Genomic DNA, 14,177 nt, shown 5'->3' with positions numbered 1-14,177 from the left:
GGCCCGGGCCGCGGTGCCGGCCGCGCCGGCGCCCGTGGGCGGCGGCCGGCTGGTCACCCCGCGCGCCGAGGTGCGGCGGCCACGGCCCCGCTGGTACCAGGTGACGGTGCGGGCGGTCGGCCCGCTGACCCTGCTCGGGCTGTGGTGGGTCGCCTCCGCGACCGGCCTGCTCACCCCGGACGTGCTGGCCTCGCCCGGCGCGGTGGTCGGCGCGGTCGGCGAGCTGTGGGGCGACGGGCAGCTGCCGGACGCGCTGGCCACCTCGCTGACCCGGTCCGGCCTGGGCCTGCTGATCGGCCTCACGGTCGGGCTGACGCTGGGCGTGCTCACCGGATTCACCCGGCTCGGCGACGAGTTGCTGGACTCCTCCGTCCAGATCCTGCGCACCATCCCGTTCCTGGCGCTGGTGCCGCTGTTCATGGTCTGGTTCGGGATCAACGAGACCGCCAAGGTGCTGCTGATCGCGGTGGCGACCACTTTCCCGATGTACGTCTCCACCGCCAGCGGGGTGCGCGGCGTGGACCCCAAGCTGGTGGAGGCGATGCGCAGCTTCGGGATGGGCCGGCTGGCGATCGTCCGGGAGGTGGTGCTGCCCGGCGCGCTGCCCTCGCTGCTGGCCGGGCTGCGGCTGTCGATGACGCTGAGCGTGATCGCGCTGATCGCCGCCGAGGAGATCAACGCGACCGCCGGCATCGGCTACCTGATGGTGCAGGCCGGAAGCTTCGCCAGGACGGACGTGCTGGCCGTGTGCATCCTGGTCTACGGCCTGCTGGGCCTGCTGGCCGACCTGATCGTGCGGCTGCTGGAACGGCTGCTGATGCCGTGGCGGAGGGCGGGCCGATGAGTACCGCGGTGCACGTACGCGGGCTGCGCAAGGCGTTCGGCCCACGCCGGGTGCTGGACGGGCTCGATCTCACCATCGACGACGGCGAGTTCGTGGCGCTGCTGGGTGCCTCCGGCAGCGGCAAGACCACCCTGCTGCGGGTGCTGGGTGCCCTGGAGGCGGCGGACTCGGGCGAGGTGCTGGTGCCGCCGGCGCGCACCGTCGTCTTCCAGGAGCCGCGGCTGGTGCCGTCCAAACGGGTGCTGGCCAACGTGACCGTGGCCCTGCCGCGTGGCCAGGCCGAGCGCGGCCGGCGGGCGCTGGCCGAGGTCGGTCTGCGCGACCACGCGGACAACTGGCCGAACACCCTCTCCGGCGGCGAGGCGCAGCGGGTGGCGCTGGCCCGCGCGCTGGTGCGGGAGCCCGAACTGCTGCTGCTGGACGAGCCGTTCGCCGCGCTGGACGCGCTGACCAGGATGCGGATGCAGGACCTGGTGACCGAGCTGTGCCGGGCCCACCGGCCGGCCGTGCTGCTGGTCACCCACGACGTCGAGGAGGCGGTGCGACTGGCCGACCGGGTGTGCGTGCTGCGGGACGGACGCCTGGTCACCGACCTGCCCGTCCCGCTGCCCCGGCCCCGCGACCCGGGCGACCCGGCGTTCGCCGCGCTGCGCCGCCGGCTGCTCGCCGACCTCGGGGTGCCCGCCCCGGCACCCCACCCGAGCCCAGCCCCCGAGCCCGACCCCGAAGCCGAGCCCGCGCCGGAGTCCCGGCGCACCACCCCGGAAGAAGTGAGCTGAATGACCGTCACCATCGGTGTGCACGACAGCAATCCGACCCTCTACTACCTCTCCCGGCTCGACATCGCCGCCGAGGAGCTGGCCGCCGTCGGCGAGACCGTGGCGTTCCACCCCTACACCAACGGGGTGCGCACCGGGCAGCTGCTGACCGACGGGGTCATCGACTTCGGCGGCACCGGCTCGACCCCGCCGATCACCGCCCAGGCCGCCGGCCACGACCTGGTCTACGCGGCCGTCTCCGCCCCCCGCCCCGACCACGGCGCGCTGCTGGTCACCGAGGACGCACCGGCCCGGACCGTGGCCGACCTCGCGGGCGGCGTCGTGCACCTGGCGATCGGCTCCTGGCAGACCCACCTGGTCGCCAAGGCCCTGGACGACGCCGGCCTCTCCTACGCCACCGACATCGTCGCCGAGCGGTCCGACGCGGACAGCGAACGGCGCCTGCGGGCCGGCGAGATCGCCGCCTGGGTGGCGCAGGGCCCGCGGCTGGCGGCGGCCCTGCGCGCCGGTGGCCTGCGGGTGCTGGTGCCCACCGGGGACGTCATCTCCGACCGGTCGGTGTTCTTCACCCGCCGCGAGGTCGCCGAGCGGCGGCCCGAGTTGGTCGCGGCGCTGCGGCGCGCGCTGACCCGGGCCGACGCCTGGGTCGCGGCCCACCCGCGGGAGGCCGCGGCCATCGCCGCCGACCACCAGGGCGGCTCGGTGGACGACTGGGAGACGGCGCTGCGCGCGCTGCCCTGGCGGATCGAGGAGGTGGACGAGGCGTTCCTCGCCGAACAGCAGGAGGCCGCCGACATCTTCGCCCGGGTCGGCTTCGTCGACCGGCCGGTGACCGTCGCCGACGCCGTCGCCGCGCACCCGGCCCGGTCCTGAGGAAGAAGCGAACGCCATGGCCTCGGAAGTCCTCTGGTACATCATCCCGCGCGAGGGCGCCTACCCCTGGGAGCCGGCCGGGCGCCGCCCCGTCGACCTGCGCTACCTCCAGCGGCTGGCCGGCGCGGTGGACGGCCTCGGCTACAGCGGCGCGCTGCTCGCCACCGACCTGCACGACGTGTGGCCGCTGGGCAGCGCGCTGTCCGCCGCCACCAGCCCCCGGTTCCAGCCGCTGCTGGCCGTTCACCCCGGGCTGATCTCGCCGACCCTGCTGGCGAAGATGGCCCTCACCTTCGACACCCTGTTCGGCGGCCGGCTGCGGTTCAACGTCGTCAACGGCTCGACCCGGACACTGCGCGAGTACGGGCTGGACGTCGAGCACGACGAACGGTACGCGCTGAGCGCCGAGTACTGGTCGATCGTCAAGCGGCTGACCGCCGGAGAGGTCTTCGACCATCACGGCCGGTTCTACCAACTGACCAACGCCGGACGCTCGTTCGGCGACCTCAGACCGGTCCAGACCCCGCATGTGCCGCTCTGGTTCGGCGGCTCGTCGCCGCCCGGCATCGAGGTGGCGGCCGAGCACATGGACGTCTACCTCACCTGGGCCGAACCGGCGCACCTGCTGAAGGAGAAGCTCGACCGGGTGCGGGCCCGGGCCGCCGCGCACGGCCGGACGCTGCGCTTCGGGCTGCGGCTGCACCTGATCGTCCGGGACACCGAGGACGAGGCGTGGGCGGTCGCCGACCGGCTGCTGGACGTCACCAGCGAGGCCACCTACGCCCGGCAGCTCGGCGACCGGGCCGACGAGGACGGCGTCGGCTGGCAGCGGCAGTTCCGCCAGCACGGCGGCCGAGTGCCGGCCAGGGCACGGGAGTTGGAGCGGCACCCGAACCTCTGGCCCGGGATGAGCCTGTTCCGTCCCGGCCCGGGCACCGCGGTCGTCGGCTCGACCGGGCAGGTCATCGAACGCCTCAAGGAGTACGAGGAGCTGGGCGTCGACACCTTCATCCTGTCCGGCAACCCGCTGCTGGAGGAGGCGTACCGGGTGGCCGAGACGGTACTGCCGGCGCTCCGCGCGGGGTAGCGCGGGCGCGGCCCGCGCCGGCCGGGTGACCGGCGTAGGCCCCGGGGCCTACGCCGGGCCGGTGACGGCGAGGAAGGCCACCGCGCCCGTGGCGACCGGCGCCACCGCCAACGGGCACCAGCGGCGGGCCAGGGCGGCAGGCCGCGCGGATCTGCCAGACGTGGACTCCAGCACCGGGGTCACGTCCCGCAGGGCGAGCGGGCGCCCGCCCACCCGGGCCAACTCCAGCCAGGTCAACAGCGGCAGCCGGGCGGCCGGGGGGCACGACCACCCGCACCACGGCGGGGCCGGCGGCCAGCAATGCCGGCGCGACCTCCCCGAGAACCTCCGCGGCGATCCAGTCGCGCACCTCGCGGACGATCTCCCGCTCGCGCTCGGCCCGCACGTCGGGGGCCGCGTGCCGGCGCAGGTAGCCGGGCAGGTCGGTGAACGCCTCGTACTCGGGACACCCCCGGTCCAGGCTCACCCGGTGCCGGGCGATGACCCCGCCCCGGCCCGCCGAGCACCCACCGCCACCGGTCGGGCCCGGCGAACTCATGAACGGACAGTCGGAGTTCCGCCATGGCAGACCCTTCCCCCGCCCGCTGGGGCCCGTCAGATCCCCAGGGTGCGCCGCAGGTCACGGACGACCTGGAGGGTTCCCTGGACCTGGCGGTGGGCGGGATGGGTCGGCGGCAACGCGCGCACCGCCTGGGCGTAGACGGTCTCGGCCTCGACGAGTTCGGACACGGAACCGGCCTGCACCCGACTCATCAGCGCCGCCCCGAGGTTGACCAGCCGGGCAGCCCTCATGGGGTCGATGGCCGCGGTGCCGCGCAGCGCGGCCCGGGCCAACTCCACGGCCTCCCGCAACAGTTCCGGGTCCGGGTGATACTTGGCGCGACGCAGCAGCGAGTTGGCCAGATTGGACTGCTGGCCGGCGTGCTCCGGGTCGGCCGGCGGGACGAGGTCGAGGCAGCCCCGGTAGAGCGCGATCGCCTCGTCGATGTCCTTGGGGTCGCGGGTGACCTCGTAGAGTTCCTGCAGGGTGGTGGCGAGCGCGGACATGTGCCTGGGCAGCAGGGAGTCGCCCGGCGGGGAGAGTTCGACGGCGGCCCGGCCGTAACTGGCTGAGCGGTTCAACGCGCCCCGGTCGCTGTCGCGTTCCCACTTCTGCCGGTAGAGCATGCACAGCCCGGACAGGCTGGCCGCGTGGCGCTGGTCGGCCTCGCCGTACTGGTCCTTCGCGTTCAGCATGGCCCGTAACGCGGTGTCGAGCAGCCCGGGTTGGCCGGTGTCCCGGTGCGCCAACCGGAGCCGCTCGGCGGCATCGAACGCGTCGGGCTCCCCCGCCTGGTCCCTGGACCTGCCGAACCATCTGGCCATGCCCACCCCCGTGTTGACATGCGCCGTCGGGGCTCGGACATCCCCGGCGGAACACCATGCGCCGGACATCCACGGTAGCGCCACGGAAGAAGGCGGTCCATGGCCCGCATGATGTATCTGGCGTCACGTCAGATCCGTTGGGAGTATGGGCACTTGGGAACCAGGACGGGTCCGGATCAGGGCGGTGGAAGGACGATGACCGGCACCGGTTCCTTGGAGCGGGGGCGGGGGGCGGCCTACGGGCTGCTCGCCTCGGTGCAGGTGGCCCTCCTGATGGCCATGATGGTGCTCAACGTGGCGCTCGACGAGGTCCGGCACACCCTGTCGCTGACGGCGGCCGAGCTGGCGCTGGTGAACGCCGCCTACCCGGTCGCCTTCTGCGGTCTGCTGCTGCTCGGTGGCCGGCTGGGCGATGTGCGGGGGCATCGGGTGGTCTTCCTGGCGGGCTGCGCGGTGTTCGTCGCGGCCTCGGTCGGGGCAGGCGCGTCGGTGGGGTTCGGCTCGCTGCTGGCGGCCCGGTTCGGGCAGGGGGTGGGGGCCGCGCTGGCGGCGCCGGCCGCCCTGGCACTGGCCGGCGGGCTCTTCGAGGAGCCCGCCGCGCGGCGCCGGGCCCTGGCGGTCTGGGGCGGCCTGCCGGCCGTCGGCGGGGCGTTGGGGCTGGTGACCGGCGGCCCGCTCGTGGCGGTCGCCTCCTGGCGGTGGGTGTCCACAGTGCCGGTGCTGGTGGTCGCGGTGGCCCTGGCCGCCTGGCGTCGGCTGCCGGCGGGGCGGCCGGTCGCCGGGCAGCGGGTGCCGGTCGTCGGCGCGCTGCTGGTGACGAGCGGGCTGTCCGCCAGCTGCTACGGGCTGATCACCGTCACCGCGGCGCCCTCGCCCGGGCCGGCGCTGGCGGTACTGTTGGCCGGTGCCGCCGCGCTGGCCGCGTTCGCCACCGTGGAGCGGCGAGGAGCCCAACCCCTGGTGCCGAGCGGCCTGTTCGGCTCCGCACGGCGGCTGACCGGGTTGGTGGCGCTGGGCGCCGGGGCGGCCGGCGTGTTCACCCTCTCCTACTTTCTGCCGCTGCACCTCCAACAGCGGGAGGGGCTGGGCCCCGGGTTGACCTCGGCGGCCTATCTGCCGTACGCGGTCGTGCTGGTGGCGGTCTCGGCCGGTTCCGGACGGCTGACCGCGCGGCTCGGCCCTCGGCGCGCGCTGACCGTCGGACTGTCGTCGGCCGCCGCCGGGCTGGCCGTGCTGAGCCTGATCGCCCTGCCCGCCGCACCACAGGTCCTGCCGTTGGTGGGGACGCTGCTCTTCCCGGCGGGCGTGGCCCTGGTCTTCGCCGCCGGCGCCGTCATCGCCCTCGACGGGGTGCCGGCCCGGCACGCCGGGGTGGCCGGCGGGCTGCTCAACGCCGCCGTCGAGACCGGCCCCACCCTGGGCTTCGCCGCGCTGGTCTCCCTCGCCGCCGGCGCGAGCACGGCACTGGGCGACGGCGGCGACGCGGCGGCCCGCTCCCTCGGCTACGGCGTCGCGCTGGCCGCGACGGCGGCGGCCTACCTGCTGCTGGCCGCCGTCGCCCACCGCACCATCGGGCCGACCCGAAGCTGACCGGGCCGACCCGGCCGCGGCCGTGGAGGCCCACCACCGGTGGCTCGCGGTGGCGGGCGCACGCCGTTGGTCGGCCCGCCGCCGTCCCCTCCCGGGTAGGAGGACGGCCCCGTCCCGGTGGTGGGTCAACCGCGTTCGGGCCGTGGGTGTCCGGACGGGTCAGACGGTGTAGGCGGTCCAGCCGATGGTCTCGGGGCCGTGCTGGCCGTTCCCCTTGACGCCCGCGCCGAACAGCTCGTTGATGCGGATGAGGAAACCGGTCTCGCTCACGTCGTGCAGCCGGATACCCGGCGTATCGGCTCCGTTGAACGTCTGCACGGTGACCTGCACGATGACGTCCGAGCCGGCCGGAAAAGCGCTGGGGAAGTCCACGCGCGTGAACGTGCTCGTGTTCCCTCCCTGGGTCTCGACCGGGTGCTGTGACGAAAGCTCCACCTTGCCGGTCTGAATCATGCTCATGTGCTTCCCCTTTTCCATGCGTACGCGGCAGCGCCCGACTGTGGAGATGCAGATCCACGAGCGCCGAGAGCAGCATGTCCAGCATCTCGGCCGCTCCCACGCGTTTTTGCGGGGATGGCGTGATGATCCCGACCGGCGGAGAGGATCGCGCGCCCGTGCCCCTCGCACGCCCGTCCGGGAGGCGCGGCCGGGGCGGCCGCGTTCACCGACGTGACCAGCCCTGGCCTCCCGACGCCCGGTGACCGGCACCCACGCGGGGCCGGAGAATCCACGTCGAGTCAGGCGCGTTTTCCCTGACGCCCGAGGAACTCTCGGCCAATCCACCATCCCGCCGTTTCCACTCTCGCGGGCCGGTACAACTACCCAGCCGAACGGCGCTCGGCGCCGATCAGTAAGTCGCGGCCACCATCGAGCGACCCTCAGCACTGATTTTCTATTTATGCGATGAGAAACAGGAAGGCTCTCTTGTCCGGTACCGAAACGTGCAACATCCTGATCGAGTTCTCCGGGCGCCTGATGGTCATAGCCCGATTTCGCCGCCTCGCGGATCGCTTAGGACGGCCGATGAATCCTCACAGCCCGCACGAGAACGCACACCGATTCGAAGGGACACCCCGATGAGCCCACGCATCGCCGTTGACCGCAACGGTGGCGGGATCAGGCGCGGAACGGCGGCGCTGGCCGCCGGATGCGCCTGCGCACTCACGTTACTCTCCGCCACACCGGCTCCCGCCCAGCCCGCCGACGAGGGCCGCGCGCCGTTCGCCTACGTGGCCAACTACAGCGACGACACCGTCTCCGTCATCGACAGCGCGACGCACACCGTCGCCGACACGATCGAGGTGGGCGACGGCCCCCAGGACGCGACGGCCGCCCCCGACGGCAGCCGCGTCTACACCGCCGACTCCGAGTCCCACTCCGTGTCGGTCATCGACACCGTCGCTGGCGCCGTCACCGACACCGTCCCCCTTGAGGAGCGGCCCTACGACATCGCGGTCACGCCGGACGGCGACAGCCTCTACGTCGTCCACTCCGGCGCCGGCGCCGTATCGGTCATCGACACCGCGGACGGCACCGTCACCGACACGGTCCCGGTGGGCAGTTCCCCGCAGCAGGTGGTCGTGGCGCCGGACGGCTCCCGCGCCTACGTCACCAACTACTCGTCGCGGTCCGTCTCGGTCATCGACACGGCGACCAACACGGTGACCACGACGGTCGGCGTCGCCGGCTTCGCCCAGGACGTCGCCCTCACCCCGGACGGCACCCGTGCCTACGTGACCCTCCCCTACTCCGACGCCGTCGCCGTGCTCGACACCGACAGCGGCACGGTCACCGCCACACTCCCCGTCTCCGGGCGCCCCTACAACGTCGCGGCCGCCCCCGACGGGGAGACGGTGTACGTGACCCGCGAATGGGCCGGTGTCTCCGCCATCGACACCGCGACCAACACCATCACCGCGACCGTGCCCGCCGGTGAACTGCCCCGGCGGCTGGCGGTCACCCCGGACGGCTCCCTCGTCTACGCCACCAACAACGCCGACTCGGTCGCCGTGATCGACACCGCGAGCTTCACCGCAACCACCTTCGTCGACGTGGGGCACACCCCGACCGGCATCGACTTCGCCGCCCCCGCGCTCGCCGACCTCGGAGTCGCCCTGACCGCAACCCCCGTTCCCGGGCTGCTCAACGGCCGCATCGACTACACGGTGACCCTCACCAACAACGGCCCCGACCCGCTCACCGAGGCCACCGTGACCGCGGTGCTCCCCGACGGCGTGAACCCGACCAGCCCGGACTGCGCCGTCACCGGCAACCAGGCCGACTGCGCCGCGACCGGCCTCGCGTCGGGCGAGAGCACCACCCGGCACCTCAGCGTGCCCGTCGCGCTCCTCGACCTCGGCACCCCCTACACGGTGACCGCCAGCCGCACCGCCAGCACCCCGGGCGACCCCAACCCGGCCAACGACACCGACAGCGCCACCTGCACCGCCGTGACCTCACTGCTCATCAACTGCTCCTGACCGGCTGACCGCGCGGGGCCGGGTGCCGCACGGCGCCCGGCCCCGCGCGTCGCCCCGGGGCGCCTGACGGTCGGGGTATTCCGTGGCCGGCGGAGGCGCGCGGCTGGCAGGCTGCGGCCATGAGACCCGCCCACCCCGTCGCGGCCGGCGCCTCCCGGCTGGGCCCTCCGATCGACGCCCGCCCGCTGTTCGGCGCCGAGTTGGCCGCGCTCCTCGACACCCTGCGTGGCCTGCGACCCGCGGACTGGCGCGCACCGGCCGTCCCCGGGTGGACCGTGCGTGACCTCGCCGTCCACCTCCTCGGCGCCTACCAGGGGCGGCTCGGCGCCCACCAGCGGGTCCGGCGGCCCGGCGAGCGGCTGGAGGCGTTCATCCACCGCACCAACCAGGAGTGGGTGGACCGGCACGCCGACGAGCCCCCCGCCCGGCTGCCCGACGCCCTGGAGCGGGCCGGCGGCCGGCTCGTCGCGCGCTTCGCCAGCGCCGACCTGGCCGCGCCCGCGCTGGGCGTCTCCTGGGCCGGGGTCGATCCGGCGCCGGCCTGGTTGGACATCGCCCGCGAGTACACCGAGTACTGGACCCACCGGCAGCAGATCCGCCATGCGGTCGGCCAGCCGACCGACCCGGAACCGCGGGCCCTGGCCACGGTGTTGGACACCTTCCTGCGGGCCCTGCCGCACACCCTGCGGCACACGGCGGCACCGGCCGGCTCCCGGGTCGCGGTGGTCGTCGAGGGCCAGGTGGGCGGCCGGTGGACCGCCACCGCGACCGCGGACGGCTGGTCACTGTCCGAGCCGCCGGGCGGGGCGCCGACCGCGTCGGTGGTGCTGGACCCGGAGACCGCGTGGCGCCTGTGCACCCGGGGCATCGACCCCGGCACCGCCGTCGGCCGGGCCCGGCCGCGGGGCGACCGCCGGCTCGCCGAGGCCGCGTGCCGGATCGTGTCCATCGTCCACTGACGACCGTCCACTGACGACGACGACGGGCGGTGCCGGTGACGGGTGAAGGTCGCCGGTTCCCCCGGTCCGGGCACGCCCGGATGCGTATGATCGGTGACACGTGGTCAACAGCGGGGGCGGGGCCGCGGGTCGCGCCCCTCGTGCTCGTATCCAACCGGGGGATTCCACCATGTCGCAGCAGCCACCGCACGGCGCCACTCCCTACGGCCCTGGCCAACCGCCGCCGTACGGAGGCCAGTTCGGCCCACCCTCGGTCGGCACGCCGCCGCCGGGTGGCGGGGGCGGCGGGCGCCGGGGGCGGCGGCTGGCGGTGGTGCTGGTCAGCGCGCTGGCCGTCGCGCTGGCCGGGGTGGCCGCGTTCGTCTGGCTGCCCGGCGACGACACCACCGAGGCCGACAACCGGGACCAGCCGGACCCGGCGGACGTCACCACCCCCGCCGAGGCCACCCTCGCCTGGGACCTGCCGGCCCCCGGCGTCAGCGCCGAGGACCGCGCCGTCACCGCCGTCGGCACCTGGCTGGTCGGCGACACCGTGGTGCGGCTGATGGACAGCGGACTGGTCGCCTACGGGCTGGCCGACGGCGAGGAGCGCTGGGGCCTCCCCCTGGAACGGTCCTCGGGCCACGCCGACTGCCTGGCGTCCCGGAACGTGGACGACGGGCGGGTCGCGGTGGGCCAGGGCCGGGACTGCGAGGTGATGACCGTCGTCGACGTCGAGGCCGGCGAGGAGGTCACCAGCTTCCCGGTGGACCTGCCGATCCCGTCCGGCGCGGACGAGGCCCCCGCGCTGCTGGGCGACACCCTCGCGATCGGCGCCGGCCAACGGTACGGCGGCGCCGGCTACCGGGTCAGCGACGGCGCCGAGCTGTGGCGGCACAACGCGGTCAACGACCCCTGCGTGGACGTCTCCTACCAGGTGCTCGCCGGCACGCTGGTCGCGCTGCACCTGTGCGAGGACGGCGCGGCCGGCGGCCAGGTGCGCGGACTGGCCGAGGACGGCACCGAGTTGTGGGCCTGGGCCTACGAAGCGGAGTACGAGGACGAGGCGTTCGACGTGCGGGCGGTGGTCTCGGCCGAGCCGCTGGTGGTGCTCGCCGAGGTCGGCGACGACCGCGAGGAGCGACTGTTCGTGGTGCACGACAACCACACCGGGATCTCACACCCGCTGGACTACGACGAGGACCGCCATGTCAGCCCCTGCTTCTGGCGGTTCTGCGACGCCGCCCTGGTCGCGGACGGACAGCTGCACCTGCGCGGAGGCACCGGGACCGCCGTCGGCTTTGACCTGACGACAGGTCAGGAGGTGTACGAGGCGGAGCCCGTCGAGGGGCACGAGGAGATCCGCCCGTTCGGCACGCTCGACGACCTGGTCCTCGGCTACCAGCCGGCGTTCGGGCAGCAGGCCGGCCTGGTGGTGACCATCGACCCGGCGACAGCCGAGGTGGCGGCGCTGAGGTGGCTCGACCCGCGGACCAGTTCCCGGGAGACCGCCCTGGTCGAGGGCGGCGACAGCCAACCCGCCACCGGCTGGCACGAGGTGCGCCCGCTGTGGGACACGGACAGCCGCACCTTCCTGCTCTCCCGTGAGATCTTCCAGGCCGGCGCCGGCCCGGTCCCCGCCCTCCTCGCCTACCGCTGACACCAGTCCCGGCGTCCGGCCGACAAGCCGGGCAACGGAGCCGGTCAACGGTGTTGCGGCGGTCGCCGGCGGCCCGTACTTTCCGCTTATGGAACTGGAGTTGCGGCACCTGAGGGTCATTCGGACCATCGCGGAGACCGGCAGCCTCAACAAGGCCGCCGGCCGGCTCGGCGTCGCCCAGCCCGCCCTGAGCACCCAGCTGAAACGCATCGAACGCGCCCTGGGCGGGCCCCTGTTCCACCGCGACCGCACCGGGGCCCGGCCCACCCCGCTCGGCGAGCTGGTGCTGGAGCGTGCCTCGATGCTGCTGCCCGCGGTGCGCGACCTCCAGGACAGCGCCCGCCGCTTCGCGCACGCCCCCGGCCAGCTGCGCCGAATCCGGGTTGGCGGCACCCACGGCCCGCTGCTCGGCGGCCTGGTCGGCCGGCTGGCCGCCGCCTACCCCGACCTCCAGGTCGGCCTGCACACCTCCTGGTCGGAGGCGGAGATCAGCGCGCTGGCCACCGCCGGGCGGGTCGACGTGGCGCTGCTCGGCGTCTGCGGGCAGAGCCCGCCGCCCGGCGGGGACGCGCTGCGCTGGCACCCCGTCGGCACCGACCCGGTCTTCGTGATGCTCGCCGACAGCCACCCACTGGCCGGCCAACCGGAGCTGGAGCTGAGCCAGTTGGCGGAGGAACGCTGGGTGAGCGCGCCGGGCGACGGCTGCTTCGGCGACTGCTTCGCCGCCGCCTGCGCCCGCGCCGGCTTCGCCCCGGCGACGTTCTACGAGACCGACTCGGCCGCCTGCGCGCACCTGGTACAGCTGGGCTCGGCCGTCGGCCTGTGCCGGGCGACGCTGCCACCGACGCCGGGGGTCGCCGTCCGGCCGCTGGCCGGGGTGCCGCTGCGCTGGCGGCACCTGCTCGGCAGCCGCCCGGACGCCCCACCGGGGCCGACGGACGAACTGCTCGGCCACGCCCGGGCCGTCTACCAGGAGACGGTGCGGCGCAGCGCGGCGCTCCCCGGCTGGCTGGCCCACCACCCCGGGTTCGGCATGGCCTCCTGAAGGGCCGGCCCGGCCGGGCCCGGGGCTCATAACACCGTGGCAGAACCCGGCTGACAACTCCCCGGGCCACGCGGGCGGGACTACGTTTCGCAGCGTTCCGCCCGTCCCCACCGCGAGGAGTTGTTCCATGCAGCGCAGACGTGGCACCGCGATCGCCGCCGTGCTGGCGGCGGTCGCCCTGCTGGCCGCCGCCGCGCCGGCCGGCGCCGACGGCCCGCGGGCTTCCCACCCCCCGCAGCCCACCGCCCCGGAACCGCCCGCCGGCCTGCTGGCCGCGCTGGAGCGCGACCTGGGCCTGACCACCGCCCAGGCCACCGCGCGGCTCGCCAACGAGTACCGCGCGAGCCACACCGAGCCGCTGCTCCGCGCCGAGTTGGGCGCGGACTTCGCCGGGGCCTGGGCCGAGGGCCCGGACGCCCGGCTGGTGGTGGCCACCACCGAGGCCGACGCGGTCCCCACCATCGAGGCGGCCGGCGCCGACGCCGAGCTGGTCGACCGGGCGCTGGTCGAACTGGAGGCGACCAAGGCGGCGTTGGACGCCGCGGCGGCGCACGCGACGGTCGCCACCCCCGTCTGGTACGTGGACGTGGCGAGCAACAGCGTGGTGCTGCGTGCCCACGACGACGCGGCCGCCCGGGAGTTGGTGGCCGCAGCCGGCCTGGCCGCCGGGGACGTGCGGGTGCTGCCCACCGACGAGACGCCGCGCCCGCTGTACGACCTGCGGGGTGGCGAGGCGTACTACATCAACAACGCGGGCCGCTGCTCGGTCGGTTTCTCGGTGACCCGGGCCGGCACGCCCGGCTTCGCCACCGCGGGCCACTGCGGCCGGACCGGCGCCAGCACCCAGGGTCACAACCGGGTCGCGCAGGGCACCTTCCAGGGCTCGGTCTTCCCCGGCCGGGACATGGCCTGGGTCGCGGTCAACGGCAACTGGACGCCGACCCCGCAGGTGGCCAGCTCGCCGGCGGCCGTCGCCGGCTCGACCCAGGGCGTCGTCGGCGCCTCCATCTGCCGCTCCGGGTCCACCACCGGCTGGCACTGCGGGCAGATCCAGCAGCACAACACCAGCGTCACCTACCCCGAGGGCACCATCACCGGCGTGACCCGCACCTCGGTCTGCGCCGAGCCGGGCGACTCCGGCGGCTCCTACATCTCCGGCAGCCAGGCGCAGGGCGTCACCTCGGGCGGCTCCGGCAACTGCCGGACCGGCGGCACCACCTACCACCAGCCGATCAACCCGCTGCTGGCGCAGTTCGGCCTCACCCTGGTGACCACCGGCGGCGGCGAGAACCCCGGCGAACCAGGCGAGCCCGGTGAGCCGGGCGGCAGTTGGACGCTCGGCACCACCTACCAGGCCGGCGACACCGTGACCTACGGCGGCGCCACCTACCGCTGCCCGGGGTGCTGCTCGACTTCTGGCAGGCGGACGTCAACGGCGGTTACGACCTGGCCGGTTACCGCTACCGGGGGCACCAGTTCACCGACGCGGCGGGCACGTTCACCCTGGCGACCGTCC

At 74.7% G+C, this 14,177-nt stretch carries 13 protein-coding genes; 10 read left to right on the top strand and 3 right to left on the bottom strand.

Annotation, left to right across the window (positions count from 1 at the left end):
* Window positions 1-13: 13 nt before the first annotated feature.
* The 4 genes from RM844_RS22110 to RM844_RS22095 are packed head-to-tail and all read left to right on the top strand — an operon-like array spanning window position 14 to window position 3,583.
* Entirely contained in the window at window positions 14-844 is an 831-nt protein-coding gene (locus tag RM844_RS22110; protein ID WP_394814575.1) for an ABC transporter permease, read from the top strand.
* On the top strand, window positions 841-1,623 hold the full coding sequence (locus tag RM844_RS22105; protein ID WP_311669075.1) for an ABC transporter ATP-binding protein: 783 nt from the start codon (window positions 841-843) through the stop codon (window positions 1,621-1,623). Before RM844_RS22110 ends, RM844_RS22105 begins: the two co-directional genes overlap by 4 nt.
* Window positions 1,624-2,496 (top strand): ABC transporter substrate-binding protein, encoded by an 873-nt coding sequence (locus RM844_RS22100; protein WP_311669074.1) that lies wholly within the window; start codon window positions 1,624-1,626, stop codon window positions 2,494-2,496.
* A 16-nt stretch (window positions 2,497-2,512) separates the two neighbouring features.
* Complete coding sequence (locus RM844_RS22095; protein WP_311669073.1) at window positions 2,513-3,583, top strand: LLM class flavin-dependent oxidoreductase; 1,071 nt, start codon at window positions 2,513-2,515, stop codon at window positions 3,581-3,583.
* 48 nt (window positions 3,584-3,631) lie between these two features.
* On the opposite strand, the gene RM844_RS22090 is transcribed toward RM844_RS22095, so the two are convergent.
* Both RM844_RS22090 and RM844_RS22085 read right to left on the bottom strand, forming a co-directional pair.
* Window positions 3,632-3,820, bottom strand: a complete 189-nt coding sequence (locus RM844_RS22090; protein WP_311669072.1) for a hypothetical protein — start codon at window positions 3,818-3,820, stop codon at window positions 3,632-3,634.
* A 357-nt stretch (window positions 3,821-4,177) separates the two neighbouring features.
* Window positions 4,178-4,948, bottom strand: a complete 771-nt coding sequence (locus RM844_RS22085) for a tetratricopeptide repeat protein (RefSeq protein WP_311669071.1) — start codon at window positions 4,946-4,948, stop codon at window positions 4,178-4,180.
* A 195-nt stretch (window positions 4,949-5,143) separates the two neighbouring features.
* Here RM844_RS22085 and RM844_RS22080 point away from each other — a divergent pair, with 195 nt between their 5' ends.
* Window positions 5,144-6,538 (top strand): MFS transporter, encoded by a 1,395-nt coding sequence (locus RM844_RS22080; RefSeq protein ID WP_311669070.1) that lies wholly within the window; start codon window positions 5,144-5,146, stop codon window positions 6,536-6,538.
* A 159-nt stretch (window positions 6,539-6,697) separates the two neighbouring features.
* On the opposite strand, the gene RM844_RS22075 is transcribed toward RM844_RS22080, so the two are convergent.
* Window positions 6,698-6,997, bottom strand: coding sequence for a hypothetical protein (locus RM844_RS22075; protein WP_311669069.1), 300 nt, complete (start codon window positions 6,995-6,997; stop codon window positions 6,698-6,700).
* A gap of 617 nt (window positions 6,998-7,614) precedes the next feature.
* Here RM844_RS22075 and RM844_RS22070 point away from each other — a divergent pair.
* The 5 genes from RM844_RS22070 to RM844_RS22050 form a co-directional block, all read left to right on the top strand.
* Window positions 7,615-9,018: a YVTN family beta-propeller repeat protein gene (locus tag RM844_RS22070; RefSeq protein ID WP_311669068.1), complete on the top strand. Its 1,404-nt coding sequence runs from the start codon at window positions 7,615-7,617 to the stop codon at window positions 9,016-9,018.
* Between the two features lie 119 nt (window positions 9,019-9,137).
* Window positions 9,138-9,977, top strand: a complete 840-nt coding sequence (locus RM844_RS22065; RefSeq protein ID WP_311669067.1) for a maleylpyruvate isomerase family mycothiol-dependent enzyme — start codon at window positions 9,138-9,140, stop codon at window positions 9,975-9,977.
* A 169-nt stretch (window positions 9,978-10,146) separates the two neighbouring features.
* A complete protein-coding gene (locus tag RM844_RS22060; RefSeq protein WP_311669066.1) occupies window positions 10,147-11,616 on the top strand; it encodes an outer membrane protein assembly factor BamB family protein in 1,470 nt (489 codons plus the stop codon).
* An 88-nt stretch (window positions 11,617-11,704) separates the two neighbouring features.
* A complete protein-coding gene (locus RM844_RS22055) occupies window positions 11,705-12,661 on the top strand; it encodes a LysR family transcriptional regulator (protein WP_311669065.1) in 957 nt (318 codons plus the stop codon).
* Window positions 12,662-12,788: 127 nt separating this feature from the next.
* Window positions 12,789-14,177: alpha-lytic protease prodomain-containing protein (locus RM844_RS22050; protein WP_311669064.1), on the top strand; the 1,389-nt coding region annotated here is incomplete at its 3' end.

It is taken from the genome of Streptomyces chisholmiae (assembly GCF_031845445.1).
GTDB lineage: Bacteria > Actinomycetota > Actinomycetes > Streptomycetales > Streptomycetaceae > Streptomyces > Streptomyces chisholmiae.
Note: the sequence above shows the minus strand (reverse complement) of the source record. Positions and strands in the feature narration are given on the sequence as shown.